At 67.2% G+C, this 18,149-nt stretch carries 14 protein-coding genes; 2 read left to right on the top strand and 12 right to left on the bottom strand.

Annotation, left to right across the window (positions count from 1 at the left end; all coding sequences use genetic code 11):
- Positions 1-84: 84 nt before the first annotated feature.
- From C491_RS00065 to C491_RS00040, 7 genes are all read right to left on the bottom strand, one after another.
- On the bottom strand, positions 85-1,074 hold the full coding sequence (locus tag C491_RS00065; RefSeq protein WP_005552812.1) for a YeiH family protein: 990 nt from the start codon (positions 1,072-1,074) through the stop codon (positions 85-87).
- A gap of 4 nt (positions 1,075-1,078) precedes the next feature.
- Positions 1,079-1,219, bottom strand: a complete 141-nt coding sequence (locus tag C491_RS23050; protein WP_005552811.1) for a hypothetical protein — start codon at positions 1,217-1,219, stop codon at positions 1,079-1,081.
- A gap of 250 nt (positions 1,220-1,469) precedes the next feature.
- Complete coding sequence (locus C491_RS00060; protein ID WP_005552810.1) at positions 1,470-2,546, bottom strand: glucosidase family protein; 1,077 nt, start codon at positions 2,544-2,546, stop codon at positions 1,470-1,472.
- A 41-nt stretch (positions 2,547-2,587) separates the two neighbouring features.
- Positions 2,588-3,292, bottom strand: coding sequence for a hypothetical protein (locus tag C491_RS00055; protein WP_005552809.1), 705 nt, complete (start codon positions 3,290-3,292; stop codon positions 2,588-2,590).
- Positions 3,293-3,373: 81 nt separating this feature from the next.
- Positions 3,374-5,836 (bottom strand): dihydropteroate synthase, encoded by a 2,463-nt coding sequence (gene folP / locus C491_RS00050; RefSeq protein ID WP_005552808.1) that lies wholly within the window; start codon positions 5,834-5,836, stop codon positions 3,374-3,376.
- 66 nt (positions 5,837-5,902) lie between these two features.
- Complete coding sequence (locus C491_RS00045) at positions 5,903-6,781, bottom strand: DUF5518 domain-containing protein (RefSeq protein WP_005552807.1); 879 nt, start codon at positions 6,779-6,781, stop codon at positions 5,903-5,905.
- Between the two features lie 118 nt (positions 6,782-6,899).
- Positions 6,900-7,685: an ABC transporter ATP-binding protein gene (locus C491_RS00040; protein WP_005552806.1), complete on the bottom strand. Its 786-nt coding sequence runs from the start codon at positions 7,683-7,685 to the stop codon at positions 6,900-6,902.
- A gap of 220 nt (positions 7,686-7,905) precedes the next feature.
- On the opposite strand from C491_RS00040, the gene C491_RS00035 reads away from it, so the two are divergent.
- Entirely contained in the window at positions 7,906-9,561 is a 1,656-nt protein-coding gene (locus tag C491_RS00035) for a hypothetical protein (RefSeq protein ID WP_005552805.1), read from the top strand.
- Positions 9,562-9,949: 388 nt separating this feature from the next.
- Here the strand turns inward: C491_RS00035 and carB are convergent, their stop codons facing one another.
- Entirely contained in the window at positions 9,950-13,180 is a 3,231-nt protein-coding gene (gene carB, locus C491_RS00030) for a carbamoyl-phosphate synthase large subunit (RefSeq protein WP_005552804.1), read from the bottom strand.
- A gap of 125 nt (positions 13,181-13,305) precedes the next feature.
- Positions 13,306-13,869 (bottom strand): GrpB family protein, encoded by a 564-nt coding sequence (locus C491_RS00025; protein ID WP_005552802.1) that lies wholly within the window; start codon positions 13,867-13,869, stop codon positions 13,306-13,308.
- Between the two features lie 173 nt (positions 13,870-14,042).
- Here C491_RS00025 and C491_RS00020 point away from each other — a divergent pair, with 173 nt between their 5' ends.
- Positions 14,043-15,434 (top strand): ATP-binding protein, encoded by a 1,392-nt coding sequence (locus C491_RS00020; RefSeq protein ID WP_005552800.1) that lies wholly within the window; start codon positions 14,043-14,045, stop codon positions 15,432-15,434.
- Between the two features lie 7 nt (positions 15,435-15,441).
- Here C491_RS00020 and C491_RS00015 read toward each other — a convergent pair whose 3' ends face one another.
- The 3 genes from C491_RS00015 to C491_RS00005 all read right to left on the bottom strand — a co-directional run bounded on the left by C491_RS00015 (position 15,442) and on the right by C491_RS00005 (position 17,894).
- Positions 15,442-15,978, bottom strand: a complete 537-nt coding sequence (locus C491_RS00015) for a DUF5815 family protein (protein ID WP_005552798.1) — start codon at positions 15,976-15,978, stop codon at positions 15,442-15,444.
- 129 nt (positions 15,979-16,107) lie between these two features.
- Entirely contained in the window at positions 16,108-16,980 is an 873-nt protein-coding gene (locus C491_RS00010) for an ABC transporter permease (protein WP_005552796.1), read from the bottom strand.
- Positions 16,977-17,894, bottom strand: coding sequence for an ABC transporter ATP-binding protein (locus C491_RS00005; protein ID WP_005552795.1), 918 nt, complete (start codon positions 17,892-17,894; stop codon positions 16,977-16,979). Before C491_RS00005 ends, C491_RS00010 begins: the two co-directional genes overlap by 4 nt.
- Positions 17,895-18,149: the final 255 nt, after the last annotated feature.

Here is an 18,149-nt window from a genome sequence, read left to right as displayed (position 1 = left end):
GCCCGGTACGCCGATCTCGCAAGTATTGCCTCGGGCTTCGACGGTCGACCGACCGCACGGGCGCTCGAGCGTCCGATCCGGTCGCTACGCGCCGAACAGCATCGAGAGGACGACGAGCGAGACCGTGCTGGCGACCACCAGTGCGAGCAGGACGACGAGCGCGGGCGTCAGTCCCGTGCTCCGAAGCTCCGCGAGCTGGATCTCCGTGCCGAGCCCGACGAACGCGAGTACGAACAGCCAGTTGTAGGCGTTCTCGATGGACGCCTGCTGGGCCGACGAGAAGACCCCCGCACTCGCCAGCGCGACCAGAACGAGGAAGCCAAGCACGAACTTCGGGAACTCGTCCCAGAGGGTTCGCAGGGAGGGACGACCCGCGGATCCCGACCGGGCGTAGTAGCTCGCGTAGGCGATGACGACGGCGCCGATCAGGGCGTTGCGCGAGAGCTTCGCCATCGTCGCCCACTGGCCGGCGACCTCGGAGTGGGCGAAGCCGACGGCGACGACCGGCCCCGTCGAGAACATGCTGACGCCGGCCCAGACGCCGAAGACGACGTCGGAGAGCCCGAGCAGATCGCCGATTAGCGGGTAGACGACGATCGTGATCGCGTCGAACAGCAACACCGTCGCCGCCGCGTAGGCGATCTGCTCCTCTCGCGCCCGGATCGCGCCGGCGACTGCGACGACCGCGGAGACGCCACAGATCCCCGAGCCGGCGGCGAGCAACGAACCCATGTGGTCCGCGAGTCCGAAGACGTTACGCGCGAGCAACTCGACGACGAGGATGGTCAGCGTCGTCACGCCGACGACGACCAGCAACACGAGCCCGCCGACCTCGAGGATCGTCTCGAGGGTCAGCGACGCGCCCATGAGGACGATGCCGGCGCCCAGCCAGAGCTTGTGGGTGTTGATCCCCGGCTCGAGCCGGTCGGGAACGCCGACGGCGTTCGCCAGCACGAATCCGAGCGCGATGGCGACGAGCAGGTGGTTGAATCCGAGTGTGAGCTCGACGGCTCGCGCGAGAACGGCGCCGAGAAGGAGCGCTGCCAGCCCCGGAAGAAACCGCGCGGCCGACATCTGACTACCAGGGGATCTGCAGTTCGAAGACGGCGATCGCCGCCACCGTCGTCGCGCCGACGGCGACGCTCTGCCAGTCGCGCTCGAGGTCCGTCCAGCGGGATCGAACGGCCGCAACGCCCCGATCCAGTCGAGTACTACCCATTCGTATTAGACCTTCGAACCTGCGCACTTAATCCTTGTCGATGCCGTCGGAGATAGATGTGAAAATTGCCCCTATCTAGGACGGTACTGTCGTAGGTGAGAGTAGATATTGCGACAGCTTGTGACACGAGGCATCCCTTTGCTGCTATCTGCGTCGACTTTCGAGCAAAATCGCCGCGTTCGCGGATCCGAACTCCCGACCAACACCGCCGGGTAGTTCCGCGGAGGCGAGGGGAGGACGACCTCGAGAGTCAGCGCGGCCGGTCGGCGAACTCCCGCCACAGCGCGGCCGCGACGGTGAACTCCTCGGCGCTCGCGTACCCGCGTTTGACGTACGGCTCGCCCTCGAGCGTGAGTACCTCGAGGAAGGTGCCGTACGGCGCCATGACGCGCTCGATCCGTTCGACTTCCCGACGGGCCCGCTCCTCGAACCCGTACCGCTCGAGGCCGTTAGCGTACATGAGGCTGTTCCAGGGCCAGATGTGGTAGTGGTAGTCCCGGTGAAGGACGAAGAAGGGGTGGACCTCGCCGACCCCGAACGACCGCTCGCGCATGCACAGCCCGGTCGGCGTCTCGAGGCGCTCGAGCGCGTCGGCGATCGATCGCGCGCGGTCGTCGCCGACGAGGCCGAAGTACAGCGGGACGACGTTCGCGTCGCAGGCGAGGACCGCCGACCTGCGGCGCTCGTCGAAGTACCGGCCGTTCCACAGGGTCTCGAGCCCGTCTCGGATCCTCGATGAGTCCGCGCCGGCGGTCTCGAGCCCGCGACTCTCGAGGGTCTCGACCGCCGCCAGCCACATCGCGGTGTTGTACGTCTCCCGCGGAGCCGCAGCCGAGTCCCACCAGGAGCTCCCGGACCCGGTGACGAGCCCGTTCTCGACGAACCGTTCGCGGTGGCGCGCGACGAGTTCGACGACGGCGTCGGCGTGTTCGCCGAGCCGTCCGGCCGCGGCCAGTGCGAGCACGACCGCGGGAACGGTGTCGACGCCCTCGGCCGGCGTCGCGGCGCTGTAACCGGGGTGGAAGTCGGTGTAGAAGACGTCCGAGGCCGAGAGCTCCGCGAGCAGCGCCGCTGCAGTGTCGGCGACGACGTCGTCGTATCCCGCCGCCACGAGCCCCGGCGCGGCGAAACAGAGGTCGCGGGGCCAGACGCCGTGAAAGTGACCGCCGGACTCGAGGCCGCGCTCGGCCCGCATCGAGAGGATCCGGTCGGCGGCGCGCTCGAGCGACCCCGCTCGTCGGTAGCCGTGGCGACGCTTCTCGGCGTAGTGTGTGAGGCGCCGGTGGAGCTCCCGGGCGTAGTATTGGAGGGTAGCTATCGACTCCATCGAACGAAGGAGAGCGGGGACGCTGCTGTCGAGGATCGGGGTCAGTTGTTCTCGTCCGACTCGTCCTCGTCTTCGTCGGGGTCGACCTTCATGTCCGAGGCGTCCTCTTCGGGTTCCGTCGAGTCGGTCTGGGTCGGCTGAGCCTGTTCGGGGTCCGGCCCTGTTGCCTCGGCGGTCTCCTCGGCCATTGCGGTCTCGGAGACGTCGACCTCCGTCGTCTCGTCGTCGGTGGTTCGGCGGGGGTCCTCGTCGTCCTTGTCGGCGCTGGGTTTCGATCGTGGCTCACCCTCCTCGGGGTCGTCGGTGAACTCGATCTCGCCGCCATCGTCATCGTCGGCCTCGCCGAGCTGTGGCTCCTCGTCGACGTCGCCACTGGCGTCGATCTGTGACTCCTGGCCGGCATCGGGCCGCTCGGCCGCCGCGGCGGCCTGATCGGACGTCTCCTTGTCCTCGGTCTCGCCGTCGACCTCGTCGAGGTCGGGTTCGAACGTCGTCGGTTCCGACGTCCGACGCTGCCGGAGTCCGATGCCGACCAACCCGGCGCCGACGGCCGCCTTCGGGAGCGCGCGAAGCTGGCCGCGAGCGACCGATCGCAGCGTCGACAGCAGCATGAGTCCGCCGCTGACGACGGCGAGACGGCCGTCGCGGGCGCTCTCGCCCGCGATCTCCCGCGCCGCGTTCATCGGGTCGTCCGCCAGTTCCTCGAGCTCCTCGCCCTGTAGATCGTGATCGTATTCGTCTGTCATAGATTGGCCTCGAGCACGCTGCGCTCACGACCAGTACCGCGCCCCGACAGTTGAAGCTTGGACCGGCAGATGCGCCGCCGACTACGGCTCGAAGCGGTCGGGATCGCGCGCCGCGAGCGCCGTTCGAACCGCGGCGACGTTCTCGGGGACGTCGTGAACCCTGACGAGGTCGGCACCGCGGTCGGCCGCGAGCGCGCTCGCCGCGACGGTCGGCTCGAGGCGCTCGCCGGACTCGCAGCCGATGTGTGCGAACATCGACTTGTGCGAGTGGCCGAAGAGGACTGGACAGCCAAGCGCACGGAACTCCGCGAGCCGGTCGAGCAGCTCGAAGCTCTCGGGGGCCGACTTGGCGAACCCGATCCCGGGGTCGACGATGACGTCCTCGCGCTCGAGGCCCGCCTTCTCGGCCAGCAGGATCCGTTCGCGGAGCTGGTCGATCACGTCCTCGACGACGTCGTCGTACTCGACCTCCCGATCCGGAATGACGGGCGCGTCGACGCTGTGCATCACGATCAGGCTCGCGTCGTGGTCGGCGACGACGAAGCGCATCTCGGGATCCTCGAGCCCGGAGACGTCGTTGACGATGTCGGCGCCCGCCTCGAGGGCCGCGTCGGCGACGGCCGCCTTCCGCGTGTCGATCGACAGCAGGGCGTCGAGGTCGCCGATCGCCTCGAGGACGGGGACGACCCGATCGATCTCGGTTTCGACCGAGACGGGGTCGGCGCCCGGTCGCGTCGACTCGCCGCCGACGTCGATCACGTCGGCGCCGGCCTCGATCATCGCCTCCGCGCGGGCGACGGCGTCCTCGAGCGCGTCGAACTCCCCGCCGTCGTGGAAACTGTCGGGGGTGACGTTGAGGATCCCCATGACGGCGGTCCCGTCCGTCCAAGGAGGCGACGGGTCGTCGCCGCCTCCCGACTGTGCCTCGCCGCTCAACTCGAGCGTCGACTCGAGTTCCCGCCCGACCGCGGCCAGTCCGTCCGAGCGCTCCGCGAGCCGGTCGACGAGGCGCGTGAACTGCTCGAGCGTCCCCGAGAGGACGGCGTCGATCCGCTCGTCGTTCCGCCGGAGCCCCGAGAGGGTACACTCGCCGCCGATCCGAAGCAGCTCCTCCCGGAAGGCCGTCGCCTGTCTGTACCGGAGCGACGTTTTGACGACTCGGTGGATAGCCGAGCCCGCTGCGTCGGCGACGTCGCTCTCGGTCGCGTCCGCACTCGAGAGTGCCTCGCGGGCGTCATCGATGTCACGAACCCGCTTGGGGACCTGCAGCGAGGTCCACCGCGAGCGCGCCTCGGCGACCGCGAACAGCGACCCGGTCACGAGTACACAGTCGTCGGCGCCGCTCTCGGCGATCGCGGCCTCGAGGGCGTCCCGGACGTCCGGGATCGTCCGAACGTCGGAGACGCCGGTCCGTTCGAACACCGTCGAGAGGGCGTCGGGGTCCTCGGCGCGCTCGAGGCCCGGTTCGGTCGCGACGACGGCGTCGGGGGTCGGCAACGCGTCGGCGATCCCCGTGACGTCCTTGTCGTGCATCACGCCGGCAACGAGTGTGAGATCGTCGTACTCGTAGCTCGAGAGCGTCTCGGCCAGGCCCTCGCAGGCGCCCGGGTTGTGCGCGCCGTCGAGGACGACCAGCGGCTCGGTCTCGAGCACCTCGAACCGACCCGGCCAGTGGGCGTTTCGCAGCCCCCGCTGGAGGTCGGCGTCGGAGACATCGGCCACCTGCCGGGCCACCGTCGCCGCGATCCCCGCGTTCTCGGCCTGGTGGCGCCCGAGGAGTGGAATTCGGGCCTCGAGCGGGCTGCCGTCGTCGATCGAGACGGCCGCCTCGGTGTGGTTCACCCGACCCTCGTAGGCGACGCGGACGTCCGGCTGGCGGTCGTCCTCGCCGTCGAACCCCACGGTGACGACCTCGCCGGCGACCTCGCGGACGCCCTCGAGAGCCTCGCCGGAGGCGCCGGTAACGAGCGGCGCGTCGGCGGGCGTGACGTGGGCCTTATCGCGGGCGATTTCGGCCTCGGTGTCGCCGAGAATCCCCGTGTGCTCGAGCGTGACGCTCGTCACCGCGCTCGCGACCGGGTCGACGACGCTCGTGGCGTCGTAGCGCCCGCCGATCCCGACCTCGAGGACGGCGACGTCGACGTCGGCCCGGTCGAACTCCTGAATCGCCATCGCGGTCAGTACCTCGAAGAACGTCGGCGACTCCCCGTCGGCGGCCCGCTCGGTGACGTGCTCGCGAATCTCCGCAACGAAGGCGGACACCGACGACTTCGGGATCTTCCGCCCGTCGACCCGGATGCGTTCGCGCAGGTCCTCGAGGTGGGGCGAGGTGTAGAGACCGACCGACAGCCCCGCCTCCCGCAGCGTTCGCTCGACCATCCGCGCCGTGCTTCCCTTCCCGTTCGACCCCGCAATCTGGACGAACTCGACGCCCTCCTGGGGGTCCTCGAGGTGGGCGAGCAGCCGGGCCGTCGACTCCGTCCCCGGTTTTGGACGGAACCGACGGAGCCCGAACAGGAACTCCGCCGCCTCGTGATACTCCATACTGGAATCACTGAGTCCGCGCGCTTAGGGATGTCGGACCCGAGGAGCGGACCACGGGGAGTCCGGTCAGCGCGGCCGTTCGTCGGCGATCCGCTCGAGGTTGCGATACCTGTTCGCGAGGTAGACGACGGCCGTCAGCCACAGCGCCGCGAGAAAGCCAAACGCTGCGGGTGCGGACGGGCGCGGCGATCCGTAGAGGGCGGCGCCGACGTACGCGACCGCGAACCCGAAAACCGGGAGTCCGATGTACGCCCGCACGTTCGGGAGCCACGCCGACTCACGCCGGGGTACGGTCGCGTCGACGAACACGCCGAGGGCGGCGGGCACCGAGAGGAGAACGGTGCCGACCAGCAGCAACGCGACCGCGAAGCCCGCGCCGCCGTCGGGTTCGACGACTCCCTCCGCGAGCGCGACCGCCGGCACCAGCAGAACGTACGCGACGACGGGGGGCCACCACCGCGACTCGAGCGCGTTCCGGCCCTCCTTTTCGGTCGCGTCCCGACTCCGGGACGCTCGAGCGCTCCGCCGTCGCATCCAGCCGACGACGACGGCGGTCGCCGCCGTGACCAGCACGGTGAGTCCCACGCCGATCACAACGGCGATCGGTGTCAGGACGACGGCGAGCACCGTTATCGTCGTCGACGCAGTTCCGATCGTCGACGCTGCGGTGGCGGCGTACAGCAACACCGTCGCGACCGAGGCGACGAGTCCGGCCCAGATTCCGGCCCGACGGGTCCGACTCGCGCAGTCGCCGTAGCGGTAGCCGACGAGCGCGCCGGCCGCCAACAGGGGAGCCCCCGAGACGGTTCCGCCGGCGACGGTCGTCTCGTCGGGCGGCTGCCAGGAGAGCGCGACCGTGAACGGGACCGTCGCGAGGCCGACAAGAACGGCGAACCGTAAGGGGTCGCCGGCAACCCCCTCACGGTACTCTCGAAGCACGTCCATACTGACTGTATATTCTTTCATACGTGAATATATTGTGTTGTTAACTGGTAGAAGCGAGCGGACACGCCGGAATTACAGCGGCGAACGCGGGCCGGCACGGGTCTCGATCGGTCGTCGGCTACTCGGACGACGGAACCGGCGAGTGATCGACTTCCTCGGGCGTCTCCCGGGTGATCTCGAGGAAGGCGTCCTCGAGGCTGCGGGTCTCGCCCGTCTCGGCGCGGGACTTGAGCGTCTCGGGGTCGCCCTGGGCGACCAGTTCGCCCTCGTGGATCACGCCGATTTCGTCGGCCAGTTCGTCGACGACGGGGAGGATGTGCGTCGAGAGGACGATCGTCATCTCCCGGTCGGCGAGGTCGGCGATCGTCTCCCGCATCGTCCGGGCCGCGCGGGGATCGAGCCCGCTGGTGGGCTCGTCGAGGAAGGCGACGACGGGCTCGTGGAGTACCGCCTGGATGACGCCGACCTTCTGGCGCATCCCCTTCGAGTAGCCCTCGATCCGCCTGTCGGCGTCGTCGAGCAGGGCGAAGCGCTCGAGCAACGATTCGATCCGTTCGGCGGACTCGTCCTCGGGCAGATTCCGGAGCCCGGCGGCGTACTCGAGCTGTTCGCGACCGGTCAGTTCGTCGTAGATCGGGGGCTCCTCGGGCAGGTAGCCGATGTGGGGAGTAACGGCCTCCCGGTCCGCGATCGACTGGCCCGCGACCCGGGCGGTCCCCGAGGTCGGCTTCGTCAGCGTCGTCAGCATCCGCATCGTCGTCGTCTTGCCCGCGCCGTTGGGTCCGAGAAAGCCGTACACCGTCCCCCGGTTGACGGACATCGTCAGTCCGGCGACGGCCGTCGTCTCCCCGTAGCGTTTCGTCAGCGAGTCGGTCTCGATCGCGGGGCCGTCGCTCGGATGCATACCCTCCGTTTCGGTTTGCCGCACGTAAAACCGTACGTTCACGTTCGCCAACCGCTTCGGTCGGCCGCTCGAGTCGACCCCGAGCGAGCGCCGGCCTCGAGTTCCCGCTACTGACAGTCTCGAACGCTGATCGGATCCGAACCGTTTACTCGGTGGGGCACCCGGTATCGGCTATGACCCTGACGACGCGCGGCCTCCCGGTTTCCGGCGGTGATTCCCGGTGAGGCGTGCAGCGCTCTTCGTCGCCCGCACGGAGTTCCGGCGGACGGTCCGTGCGGTGACGACCGAGCGGACGAAACTCCTCCTGCTGGTCCTGCTCGGCGCCCTGATGCTCGGCTCGGTGACGGTCGCCGGCGGCTACCTGTTGCCCTCCCTCGGCGAGCACTACGCCGGGGCGCCGGGTTCGGACCACGTCGCGCTCGCGACCGAAGCCGCCGCGGGCGGCGTCGCGGTCGCCTGGCTGTTCCTGGTCGGGATGAGCGCGATCCGGGCGTTTACCGCCGCGGCGAACCCCGACGAGCCCGCGTTCCTGCTCGTCTCGACGTCGACACGAAACGCCGCGGTCGGGATCGTCGCAGCTGAGATACTGCTGGTTGCCGTCTGGGTCCTTCCCCCGACGATCCTGCTCGCGAGTGCGTTCGCCGTCGGTACCGGCACGGCCCTTTCCGTCGGCGCCGCAGCCGCGACCGCGGCGCTCGCGTTGCTCACCGCAGTTCCGGTCGGATTCGTGGTCGGCATCTGGTTCAGACACCTGGTGACCGTGTACGAGCCGATCGCCCGCTACCGGTGGGTGCTGTTCGTCGGGTTCTGGGCGCTGTACTTCGGGGCGATCGCAACGGGTCGGCTCGATCTGGTCGTGAGCGAACTGTTCGTCGCCCTGCAGGACGGGCCACTGGGCTGGCTCGGTCACGTCCTGCTGGTCGGCGTGCCCAACGTCCCCCCATCGACGACGTCGATCCTCGGGGCGGTCGTCGGCACGGTCCTACTGGGGTCGGTCGCGCTCGCGGTCGGCGTCGCCTCCGCGCGGATCCACTGGTTCGCCGACCCCGCGAGATTCGACGATCGGCCGTCGTCGAGCGACTCCTCGAGCCGGCTCGCCGCTGCGCTCTCGAGCGGGTTCAGCCGCCCGACCCGAACCGTGACGCTCACCGCGATCCGGCGAACCCGACGGGCACCGATCCGGCTGGCGTACGTCGGCTACCCCCTCTTCGGCGCGGTCGGGTTCGTTCAGGTGATCCTCGAGACGGGGACGGTCCCCGCCTACGTCGCCGCGATCCTCTCGCTGTACCTCGTCTGGGCCGCCGGCGCCCTCTTCACGCTCAACCCGCTGGGCGACCTGGGTTCGGCGCTCCCTGCGGTCGTGACCTCGACGCTGTCGGGCGGCCGGGCGGTCGCCGGACTCGTCGTCGCCGGCGTCCTCGTCGCGGCGCCGATCGGGCTGGTCGGCTCGCTCGCGCTCGGCCTCGTCAGTCCGCTCTCGCTCGAGCAGGCGGCACTGCTCGTCGCGGCGACGTTCGTCGGCACCGTCGCGACGCCCGCGCTGGCGACCGGGATCGGCACGGCACTCCCTCGATTCGGCAGCGTTAACGTCACGAACAGCCGCGAGGCGGTGATGCCGAGCAAGGCGGCGTTCGTCGCCTACTCGGTCGCAGTCGTCCTCCCGGCGGCCGCCGCGGCCGTGCTCTACACCGACGCGGCGGGCCCGATCGCCGACTTCCTCACGATGATGTCGGTCTGGGCGCCGACGCCCGAACTCTCGGTGACCGGTACCCAGCTTACCGTCGTCGCCTGGACCGTTCTCGGGATCGGGCTTCTCGCCCCGCCGGTGTCGTTCCTCTACGCCTGCGAGACGTTCGATCTGTACACGCTCGAGTGATTTTCGACCGGTTCGTTATCCAGAGCTGTCTGTGAAACTCGCGGTGCATGTAGCGAACTTTTTTACCGGGAGCATCGGCTGACGCCTTTGGCGTCAGCCTCAACCCCCAGCAAAAAACTTCGATGAAAAAAGGCCGCCGTCGCGGGGTTTCACCCCGCTCCGGCGGTGAACCGTTCGCTTCGCTCACGGATGCTCGGCACTTNGCAAAAAACTTCGATGAAAAAAGGCCGCCGTCGCGGGGTTTCACCCCGCTCCGGCGGTGAACCGTTCGCTTCGCTCACGGATGCTCGGCACTTTCGGCAGTGTTCTATTCGCCGCTCTACGTAACGACTCGAGCGACTCAGTTCGCCCCGCAGAACCGCGCACAAAAAACCGGACTTCGACTCCGTTACCGTCCCCACTCGGCGGTCCGCTTCGGACGCTCGGTGATCGGCTGGACGTCGATCGGCTCGTCTTTGGCCTCGAGCGCCTCGAGGGCCGCCTTCGCGCTCGCGGGCGTCGAGAAGTACGTCACTTCCTCCTCGACGGCGATCTCGAGCAGGTCGCGGTCCCGCGAGATGATGAGGTCGACCTCCCCCTTCTTGACGGCGTCGACGAGGTCGACGGCCTCACAGGGGTCGAAGTGCGTCGTGAAGCCCTCGACCAGCTCCTCGCCGGCTTCGGTGTCCGGATCGGGGAACTTGTCGTCCGAGAGGTCGACGATCGCCGTCCCCGACTCGGGGATCGGCTTGCCCGTCGCATCCTGAGCCTTGTCGTAGGCGCGACCGACGGAGTCGGCGCTGCCCATGACCTCGCCCGTCGACTTCATCTCCGGACCGAGACGCGGGTCCGAACCCGGCAGACGGTCGAACGGCAGGACGACCTCCTTGATCGAGGTCTGCTCGGGGATCTGCTCGTCGATCTCGAGCTCCGCGAGGGATTCGCCGGACATCACTCTGGCCGCGAGCTTGGCGATCGGGACGCCCGTCGCCTTCGAGATGAAGGGAACGGTACGGGAGGAGCGCGGGTTGGCCTCGAGGACGTACACTTCACCATCCCTGACGGCGAGCTGGACGTTCAGCAGGCCGACCGTCTCGAGGGCCTCGGCGATGTCCTCGGTGACCTCGCGGACGCGGGCCAGCGTCTCGTCGTCGAGCGAGCGCGGCGGGATCATACACGCCGAGTCGCCGGAGTGGACCCCGGCGGTCTCGATGTGTTCCATGATGCCGCCGATGAGGACGTCCTCGCCGTCCGCGACGGCGTCGACGTCGAGTTCGATCGCGTCGGCGAGGAAGTCGTCCACGAGGATCGGCTTGTCGGGCGAAACGCGGACGGCCTCCTCGATGTAGCGCTCGAGTTCCTCGTCGTCGTAGACGACGTCCATCGCGCGGCCGCCGAGCACGTAGGAGGGACGGACGAGGACGGGGTAGCCGATATCGTGAGCGAGCTCCATCGCCTCCGGTTTGCTGTGGGCAGCGCCGCCTTCCGGCTGGGCGATACCCAGCTCGTCCATCAGGGCGTTGAAGCGGTCGCGGTCCTCCGCGAGGTCCATCGCCTCGACGCTCGTGCCCATAACCTCGCAGTCGAGCCCGCGGCGGTCGATCTCGTCCTGGAGCGGGTCGCCGATGTTCACGGAGGTCTGACCGCCGAACTGGACCATCACGCCGTCGGCGTCCGCGGCCTCGGCGACGTCCGCGACCTCCTCCGCAGTTACGGGCTCGAAGAACAGCCCGTCGGAGGTGTCGTAGTCCGTCGACACCGTCTCGGGGTTGTTGTTGACGACGTGGGCGTCGATCCCCTGCTCGCGCAGCGCCTGGACGGCGTGGACCGAACAGTAGTCGAACTCGACGCCCTGCCCGATCCGGATCGGGCCACCGCCGACGACGATCACGCTCTCGACGTCGCGGTCGACCTCGAGCTCGCCGGCTGCGGCCGCGCCCTCGAGCGGGCCGGAATCGAACTCGGACTTGCGGGCGGAGTAGTAGTACGGTGTCTGGGCCTCGAACTCGCCCGCACAGGTGTCGACCTGTTTGTAGGTGCGACCGGGGACAGCCTGTTCGACAGTGTCGACGTCGACGTCGCCGCCCGCCGTCGCGGCGATCGTCGCGTTCGTGTGGCCGGCGATGGCGGCTTCGGCGAAGTCGCCCTCCTGGGCGGCCCGCGTCGACTCGGCGATGCGGGCGAAGCGCTCGGTGTACCACTCGAAGATGCCCGTCAGTTCGACGACCTCGTCGAGGTCGTAGCCCCGCTCGAACGCCTCGAACATCGCGTACGGACGGTCGGGCGAGGGACGCTCGAGGTAGTGGTCCTCGAGCTCTTCGTCCGAGACGTCGGCCCAGTCGACGTCGGGCTCGTACTCGCTCGAGCGCAAGGCCTTCAGCAGCGACTCCTCGAAGGTCCGGCCAATGGCCATCGCCTCGCCGGTCGACTTCATCGCCGTCGTTAGCTCGAAGTCGACGTCGTCGAACTTGTCCTTGGGCCAGCGCGGAACCTTCGTCACGACGTAGTCGATCGCGGGCTCGAAGGCTGCGGTCGTCTCGCCGGTGATCTCGTTGGTGATCTCGTGGAGGCGCTTGCCGAGCGCGACCTTCGCGGTGACGCGGGCGATCGGGTACCCCGTCGCCTTCGACGCCAGCGCCGAGGACCGCGAGACGCGCGGGTTGACCTCGACGACCCTGTACTCTCCGCCGGGCGTGCCGTCGTCGCGCCAGGCGAACTGGATGTTACAGCCGCCCTGAATCCCGAGTTCGCGGATGACGTCCAGCGCCGCGGTGCGCATCTCCTGGTGGCCCTCGTCGGGGACGATCTGGGAGGGCGTAACGACCGTCGACTCCCCGGTGTGGATCCCCATCGGGTCGATGTTCTCCATGTTGCAGATGATGATACAGGAGTCGTCGGCGTCGCGCATCACCTCGTACTCGTACTCGACCCAGCCGGCGATCGACTCCGTGATCAACACCTCGCTGTTGCGCGAGAGGCGCAGCCCCTTGCGGACGCGGGCGAGGAGTTCGTCGAACTCGTGGACGACGCCCGATCCGCTCCCGCCGAGGGTGTAGGTCGTGCGGGCGATCACCGGGAGGCCGCCGACCTCGTCGACGGCCGCCTGGACGCGCTCCTCGAGGTCGTCCTCGGTCAGCTCCGAGACCGTCTCGCCCTCGTCGAGCGCGATCGTCGTCGAGGCGGGCACGGGCTGTCCGATCTTCTCCATGCGCTGGCGGAACAGATCGCGATCCTCGGTCGCGTAGATCGTATCGAGGGGGGTGCCCATGATCTCGACGTCGTGTTCCTCGAGCACACCCTCCTCGGCGAGTTCCGCGGTGACGTTCAGCCCGGTCTGGCCACCGAGCCCGGCGATGACGCCGTCGGGCTGTTCCTTCCGGATGATCTCCGCGATCGCCTCGGTCGTGATGGGCTCGATGTAGACCCGGTCGGCCATCTCCGGATCCGTCATGATCGTCGCGGGGTTGGAGTTGACGAGGACGACTCGAGCGCCCTCCTCCTGGAGCGCTCGGCAGGCCTGCGCGCCAGAATAGTCGAACTCGGCGGCCTGTCCGATCTGGATCGGTCCGCTACCGATCAGCAGGATCGTGCGTCCGTCCCCTGTGGCGGCGTCCCCGCCGCTCTGGTGATCCGTACTCATTGGTCCTATCCGTCCGAAGTTCGTACATCGTAATAAGCCCCACGAAACGATACGATTCTCGTAACTCGATTTCGAATTTCGAATATTGCCGGGGAACCGTGCCGCGGTCGAGTGTGGCGACGGGGTTAGTCCGTCGTCGGGATGGGACAGCGGACGTCGACATCGCCCTCCCGGGCACGCTCGAGCAGTCGCTCGACGAACGCCGACTTTCCCGTCGAGTAGGCGACGAGGTCGTCGTGCTCGGCTGCCAGGTCGCGCTTCAGCCGCTCGTACTCCTCGCAGCAGTCGGGACGCGCCGCGAGGACGTCCCGCGTGACCACGCTGACCTTCCAGCCGTCGCTCGAGGTCGCGAACACGTGATCGTTGAACCGTTGCCCGCCGTGCTCGCGGAAGACGGGATGCCACTCTCCGGAGTTCTCGAGGCGGGTCCCGCCGAGTTCGTCGGCGAGCAGTTTCGACACCTCACTCACGGCGTCGTCCGCGACGACGATATCGAGGTCGACGATATCTTTCGCGGCGAGATCTGGGACGGCCGTCGAGCCGACGTGTTCGATTCGCTCGCAGTCGTCCTCGAGTCCGGCCCTCGAGAGCGCGTCGCGAACGCGGTCGCGCTCGACGACGAAGCGCTCGTGCCACCTCTCGTGATCGGCGGGAACGAGTTCGATCGGATCCTGGTCGGCGTTGACCATTGTTTTGCCAACTCGAAACGTCCGTTTATAGCTTCTCGGTCTGTGACAGGGACTGCCAAGATGGGAGAACGGGTTATTACGCGTAGGAGGCGCAGCAGACGATACGTTCAGGTATGATACTCTCAAGTATGATTATTCGAAGTATTTTTCTCTCGGCGCACCAACGGGAGGACATGACCGAGTTCGTGGATCGAAACGAAGAACTGAGACGTCTTCGGGAGCTTTTCGACGCCGAAAGCGCCGACCTCGGTGTCGTGTTCGGGCGTCGTCGACTCGGAAAAACCCGACTCGTGAAGCAGGCGCTCGAGGGGTACGACGGGACCGTCTTTTACCAGGCTCGACAGAAGACCCGAACGCTACAGCTCGAGCAGTTCGTAGAAGCGGCAGCCGAGACGTTCCCCGGCATCGAGCGGATACGCCCCGACTGGGAGCAACTCTTTGGATATCTCGGTGAACAGGATGCGATTGTTGTCCTCGACGAGTTCCCGTACCTGATCGAAGAGGACAACAGTCTACCTTCGGTGTTGCAGGCCCTATTTGATCACGAGTTCGACGGCTCCGAAGCGACGTTCGTTCTCGTCGGTTCGTCGATCAGCATGATGGAAGAGGCGACACTACTCGGCGATAGTCCACTGTACGGCCGCTCCTCACTGAAACTCGACGTTCGACAGCTTCCGTTCGATGCGGCGGCGAGTTTCCTTCCAGAGGATGCCGCTCCGGACGACGCCGTACGAGCGTGGAGCGTATTCGGTGGTGTTCCCTACTACCTCGAGGAGCTCGATATCGACCGGTCGTTCGGTGATAACATCCAGCGGACGGTTCTCACTCGCCACGGATCGCTTCACGACGAGCCGGAGTACGTGCTTCGGATGGAGCTACAGCAGCCGACTCGCTACTTTTCGATACTCGAAGCGATCGCTGGCGGTGCGACCGGTCGGAACGATATTGCGGGCGCAACCGGGATCGACTACAACCAGCTTTCGAAGTATCTCGACCGACTCTCCCGCCTCCGACTGATCGAACGACAGGTGCCGATAACCGAGAAACCCGAACGTTCCAAACGAAGCCAGTACCGTCTTCGTGATCCGTTCTTTCGATTCTGGTTCCGATTTCTGTACGGAAGCTCGGAACGGTACGATCAGTTCGGCGACGGTGCCTACGAACGGCTGATCGAGCCGAAGATGACCGATTTCGTCGCACCGGCGTTCGAACAGCTCTGCTGTTCCGCGCTGTGGACGTTGTACGGCGATACCCCGCTTGTCGATGTCGGACAATGGTGGTATCAGGAACACGAAATCGACGTCGTCGGTCTCACGGACGAGCGGACGCTGATCGCGGGCGAATGCAAGTATCGGAACTCGCCCGCCGACTACAGTGCTCTTTCCTCGCTCGAGGATCACGTCCGAGAGCTTCGGTGGACCCCACCGGACGGGGGCGAACGAGACGTCGAATACGCGCTCTTCTCGCGGAGCGGATTTACGGAGTCGGTCCGCGAAACTGCCGCAGATCGTGAAGACCTTCGCCTCTACACGGTCGATGACGTGGTCGCTGCGCTCACAGAATAGCCTCGTGTCAGAGCGCCCGGTCGTGCTCGCTCTCGAACTCCCGCTGGCGGCGGTACTGTTCGACGAACTCGCTCACGTCGAACTCGAGCATCTGTTCTTCGAACTCCGTGATCGCGGCGTCGTCCTCGGCGTGGCTGATCGCGTGTTCCATCAGCTCGACGACGAGTTCGACGACGATCTCGTGCAGTCTTCGGGCGTCGAAGTCGGTGACCCACAGCATCGAGTAGCCGACCGCCCCGTCGTCGCTGGCGTCGTGGGTGACGACGGCCTCGGGAAACTCCTCCATGGTGACGCCGAGCAGGTGGGGGGTGCCGAACTCGTCGAACTCGTCGTCGGTCTCGACCAGCTCCTGGAGGACGACCACGAACGACTCGGGGAAGAATCGGGACGGCGGGTGGACGTCCGTGACGACGGCGTGAGTCTCACCGCAGGAACAGGCGTACTCGCGCATGCCGAGGTCGATCTCGTGGGGGTCGAGGGTCTTCCCGCAGGGTAGCTCGAGGTGGTCGTCGGGCTCGGAACCTGGGACGCGGGGCTCTGCCATTGCGTGCGGTTGGGGCGTCGACAGTAAAAGGTCGACGACTCCACAGTCGTACGGATCGCTGTACGTCATTGACGGCGAAACCGTGAGTCGCCCTGCGGTTGCGCCCGTACATCGGTAGAGGGGGCCGTATCAGAGGTCCGCCGAATCGAACCGGTAGTAGCCGACGGCGAGGGGGACGACCAGCCACAGCCCGAGGACGACAAGTCCGATCTCGGGACTGGCGTAGAACGGCTCCGCGTTCGTGGCGCTCACCTCGACGCCGGCGCCCGCCTGACCCGGGTCGGCGCCGACCGTCTCCGCGAGGTCGGGTAACAGCGCGACGATCGCCGAGAAGTACGCCGACGAGGGCGAGAGCTGCGTGACCGTGAACACCCAGTCGGGGATCGTCGCCGGAAACGAAAAGCCCTCCACGACGTACAGCACTCCCATCGGCACGACGTCCCACAGCAGTTCGAAGACGACGAAGAAGCCAAGCGCCAGCGTCGTCGCGCGTGAGGTCGATCCCGTCGTCGCCGAGATGCTGACGACGATGCTCGCGTAGACGGCCGCGAACGAAAGCGTCGCGAGGACGAACACCAGCACGGCGACGAGTTCGATCTCGCCCAGCAGCGCGGCGCCGAAGCCGAGCCCGACGACCAGCCCGACACCGAGCCCGAACGCGAGCACGGCAGCCCGTCCGAGGACCTTCCCGGCGAAGACCTGTCCGCGGGTGGTCGGCAGCGAGAGCAGGAGCTTGATGCTCCCGAGTTCGCGCTCGCCCGCGAGGGATTTGTAGCAGACGACGATCGCGGCGATCGGGACGAACAGCCCGACGAGCCCGATCGTGAAGAAGAGTAGTCCGCCGAACGTCGCTCCTGCCGGGGAGCCGAACATCTCGGGCACCTCGACGTAGGCGTACGTCGAGACGAGCGAGAGCACGACGAAGACGGCGACGAGCGCCCACAGCGCCCGCGACTGGACGGCGTCGCGGAAGTCCTTCTTCGCGACGGTGAGCCAGGTCACGCTTCGACCTCCTGTGCGTCGTTCGTGTAGCGGACGAACAGGTCCTCGAGCGAGGACTCGACGACCGAGAAGTCCTGGACTGACGCAATCTGATCGATCGCGTGCAAAGCGGCGAACTTCGAGACACCGTCGATCGACACCCGAAGCCGACCGTCGTCGATCGAGGCGCTGCCGATGCCATCGAGACTCCGAACCTGCTCGAGAACGCCCTCGTCGAGGTCGGTAACGTAGACGTACAGCGTCTCGCCCAGCTCCGTCGAATCCCGGAGGCCGTCGATCGTGTCGACGGCGACCAACTGCCCGCGGTTGATGATTGCCACGCGGTCACAGACTGCCTCGACCTGCTCCATGACGTGACTCGAGAAGAACACCGTCGTCCCGCGATCGTTCTCCTCGCGGATGATCTCGCGCATCTCGCGGGCGCCGTTGGGATCCAGTCCCGTGGAGGGCTCGTCCAGCACGAGCAGGTCGGGATCGCCGACCAGCGCCATCGCCAGCACCAGCCGCTGGCGCATCCCCTTCGAGTAGCCGCCCGCCTTTCGGTCGGCCGCGTCGGCGATGCGCACTCGCTCGAGCAGCGCGTCCGGATCCTCGCTCACCCCTTTCATCTCGATCGCGAACTCGACATGCTGGCGACCCGTCAGCCGGTCGTAGACGTGGTAGCCGTCCGGGAGGACGCCGGTTCGACTGCGGACGAGCTGGCCCGCCTCCTGGGCGTCGTGGCCCAGGACGGTCGCCGTCCCCGCCGTCGGTCGGATGAAGTCGAGCAGGACGTCGATCGTCGTCGACTTGCCCGCACCGTTGGGACCCAGGAAGCCGAAGATCTCCCCCTCCCTGATCGTGAGGTCGAGACCGTCGACGGCGACGACGTCGCCGAACCGCTTGGTCAGCCCCTCGAGTTCAATCGCCGCCATCTGCACCTCTCCGGGGAACGGACCGCGAACGTGGAAGGTTCGGGACGCGTTCCGACTCCGCTACAACAGTGTCCATACCTCCCGATTGGCGCCGACCGAGATAAATACTGTAGTTTTGATTACATATTGACAGCACAACTACTCAAAATCAGTTGAGCAGGCGGATTCACAGAGATGCAAGGAGGACGCCCACGGCTTTAGCCGTGGGAGGAATCCGACAAGCCTCGAATCAAACCACGAGCGATAGCAACCCGA

The sequence above is a fragment of the Natronococcus amylolyticus DSM 10524 genome, from assembly GCF_000337675.1.
Taxonomy (GTDB): Archaea; Halobacteriota; Halobacteria; order Halobacteriales; family Natrialbaceae; genus Natronococcus; species Natronococcus amylolyticus.
Note: the sequence above shows the minus strand (reverse complement) of the source record. Positions and strands in the feature narration are given on the sequence as shown.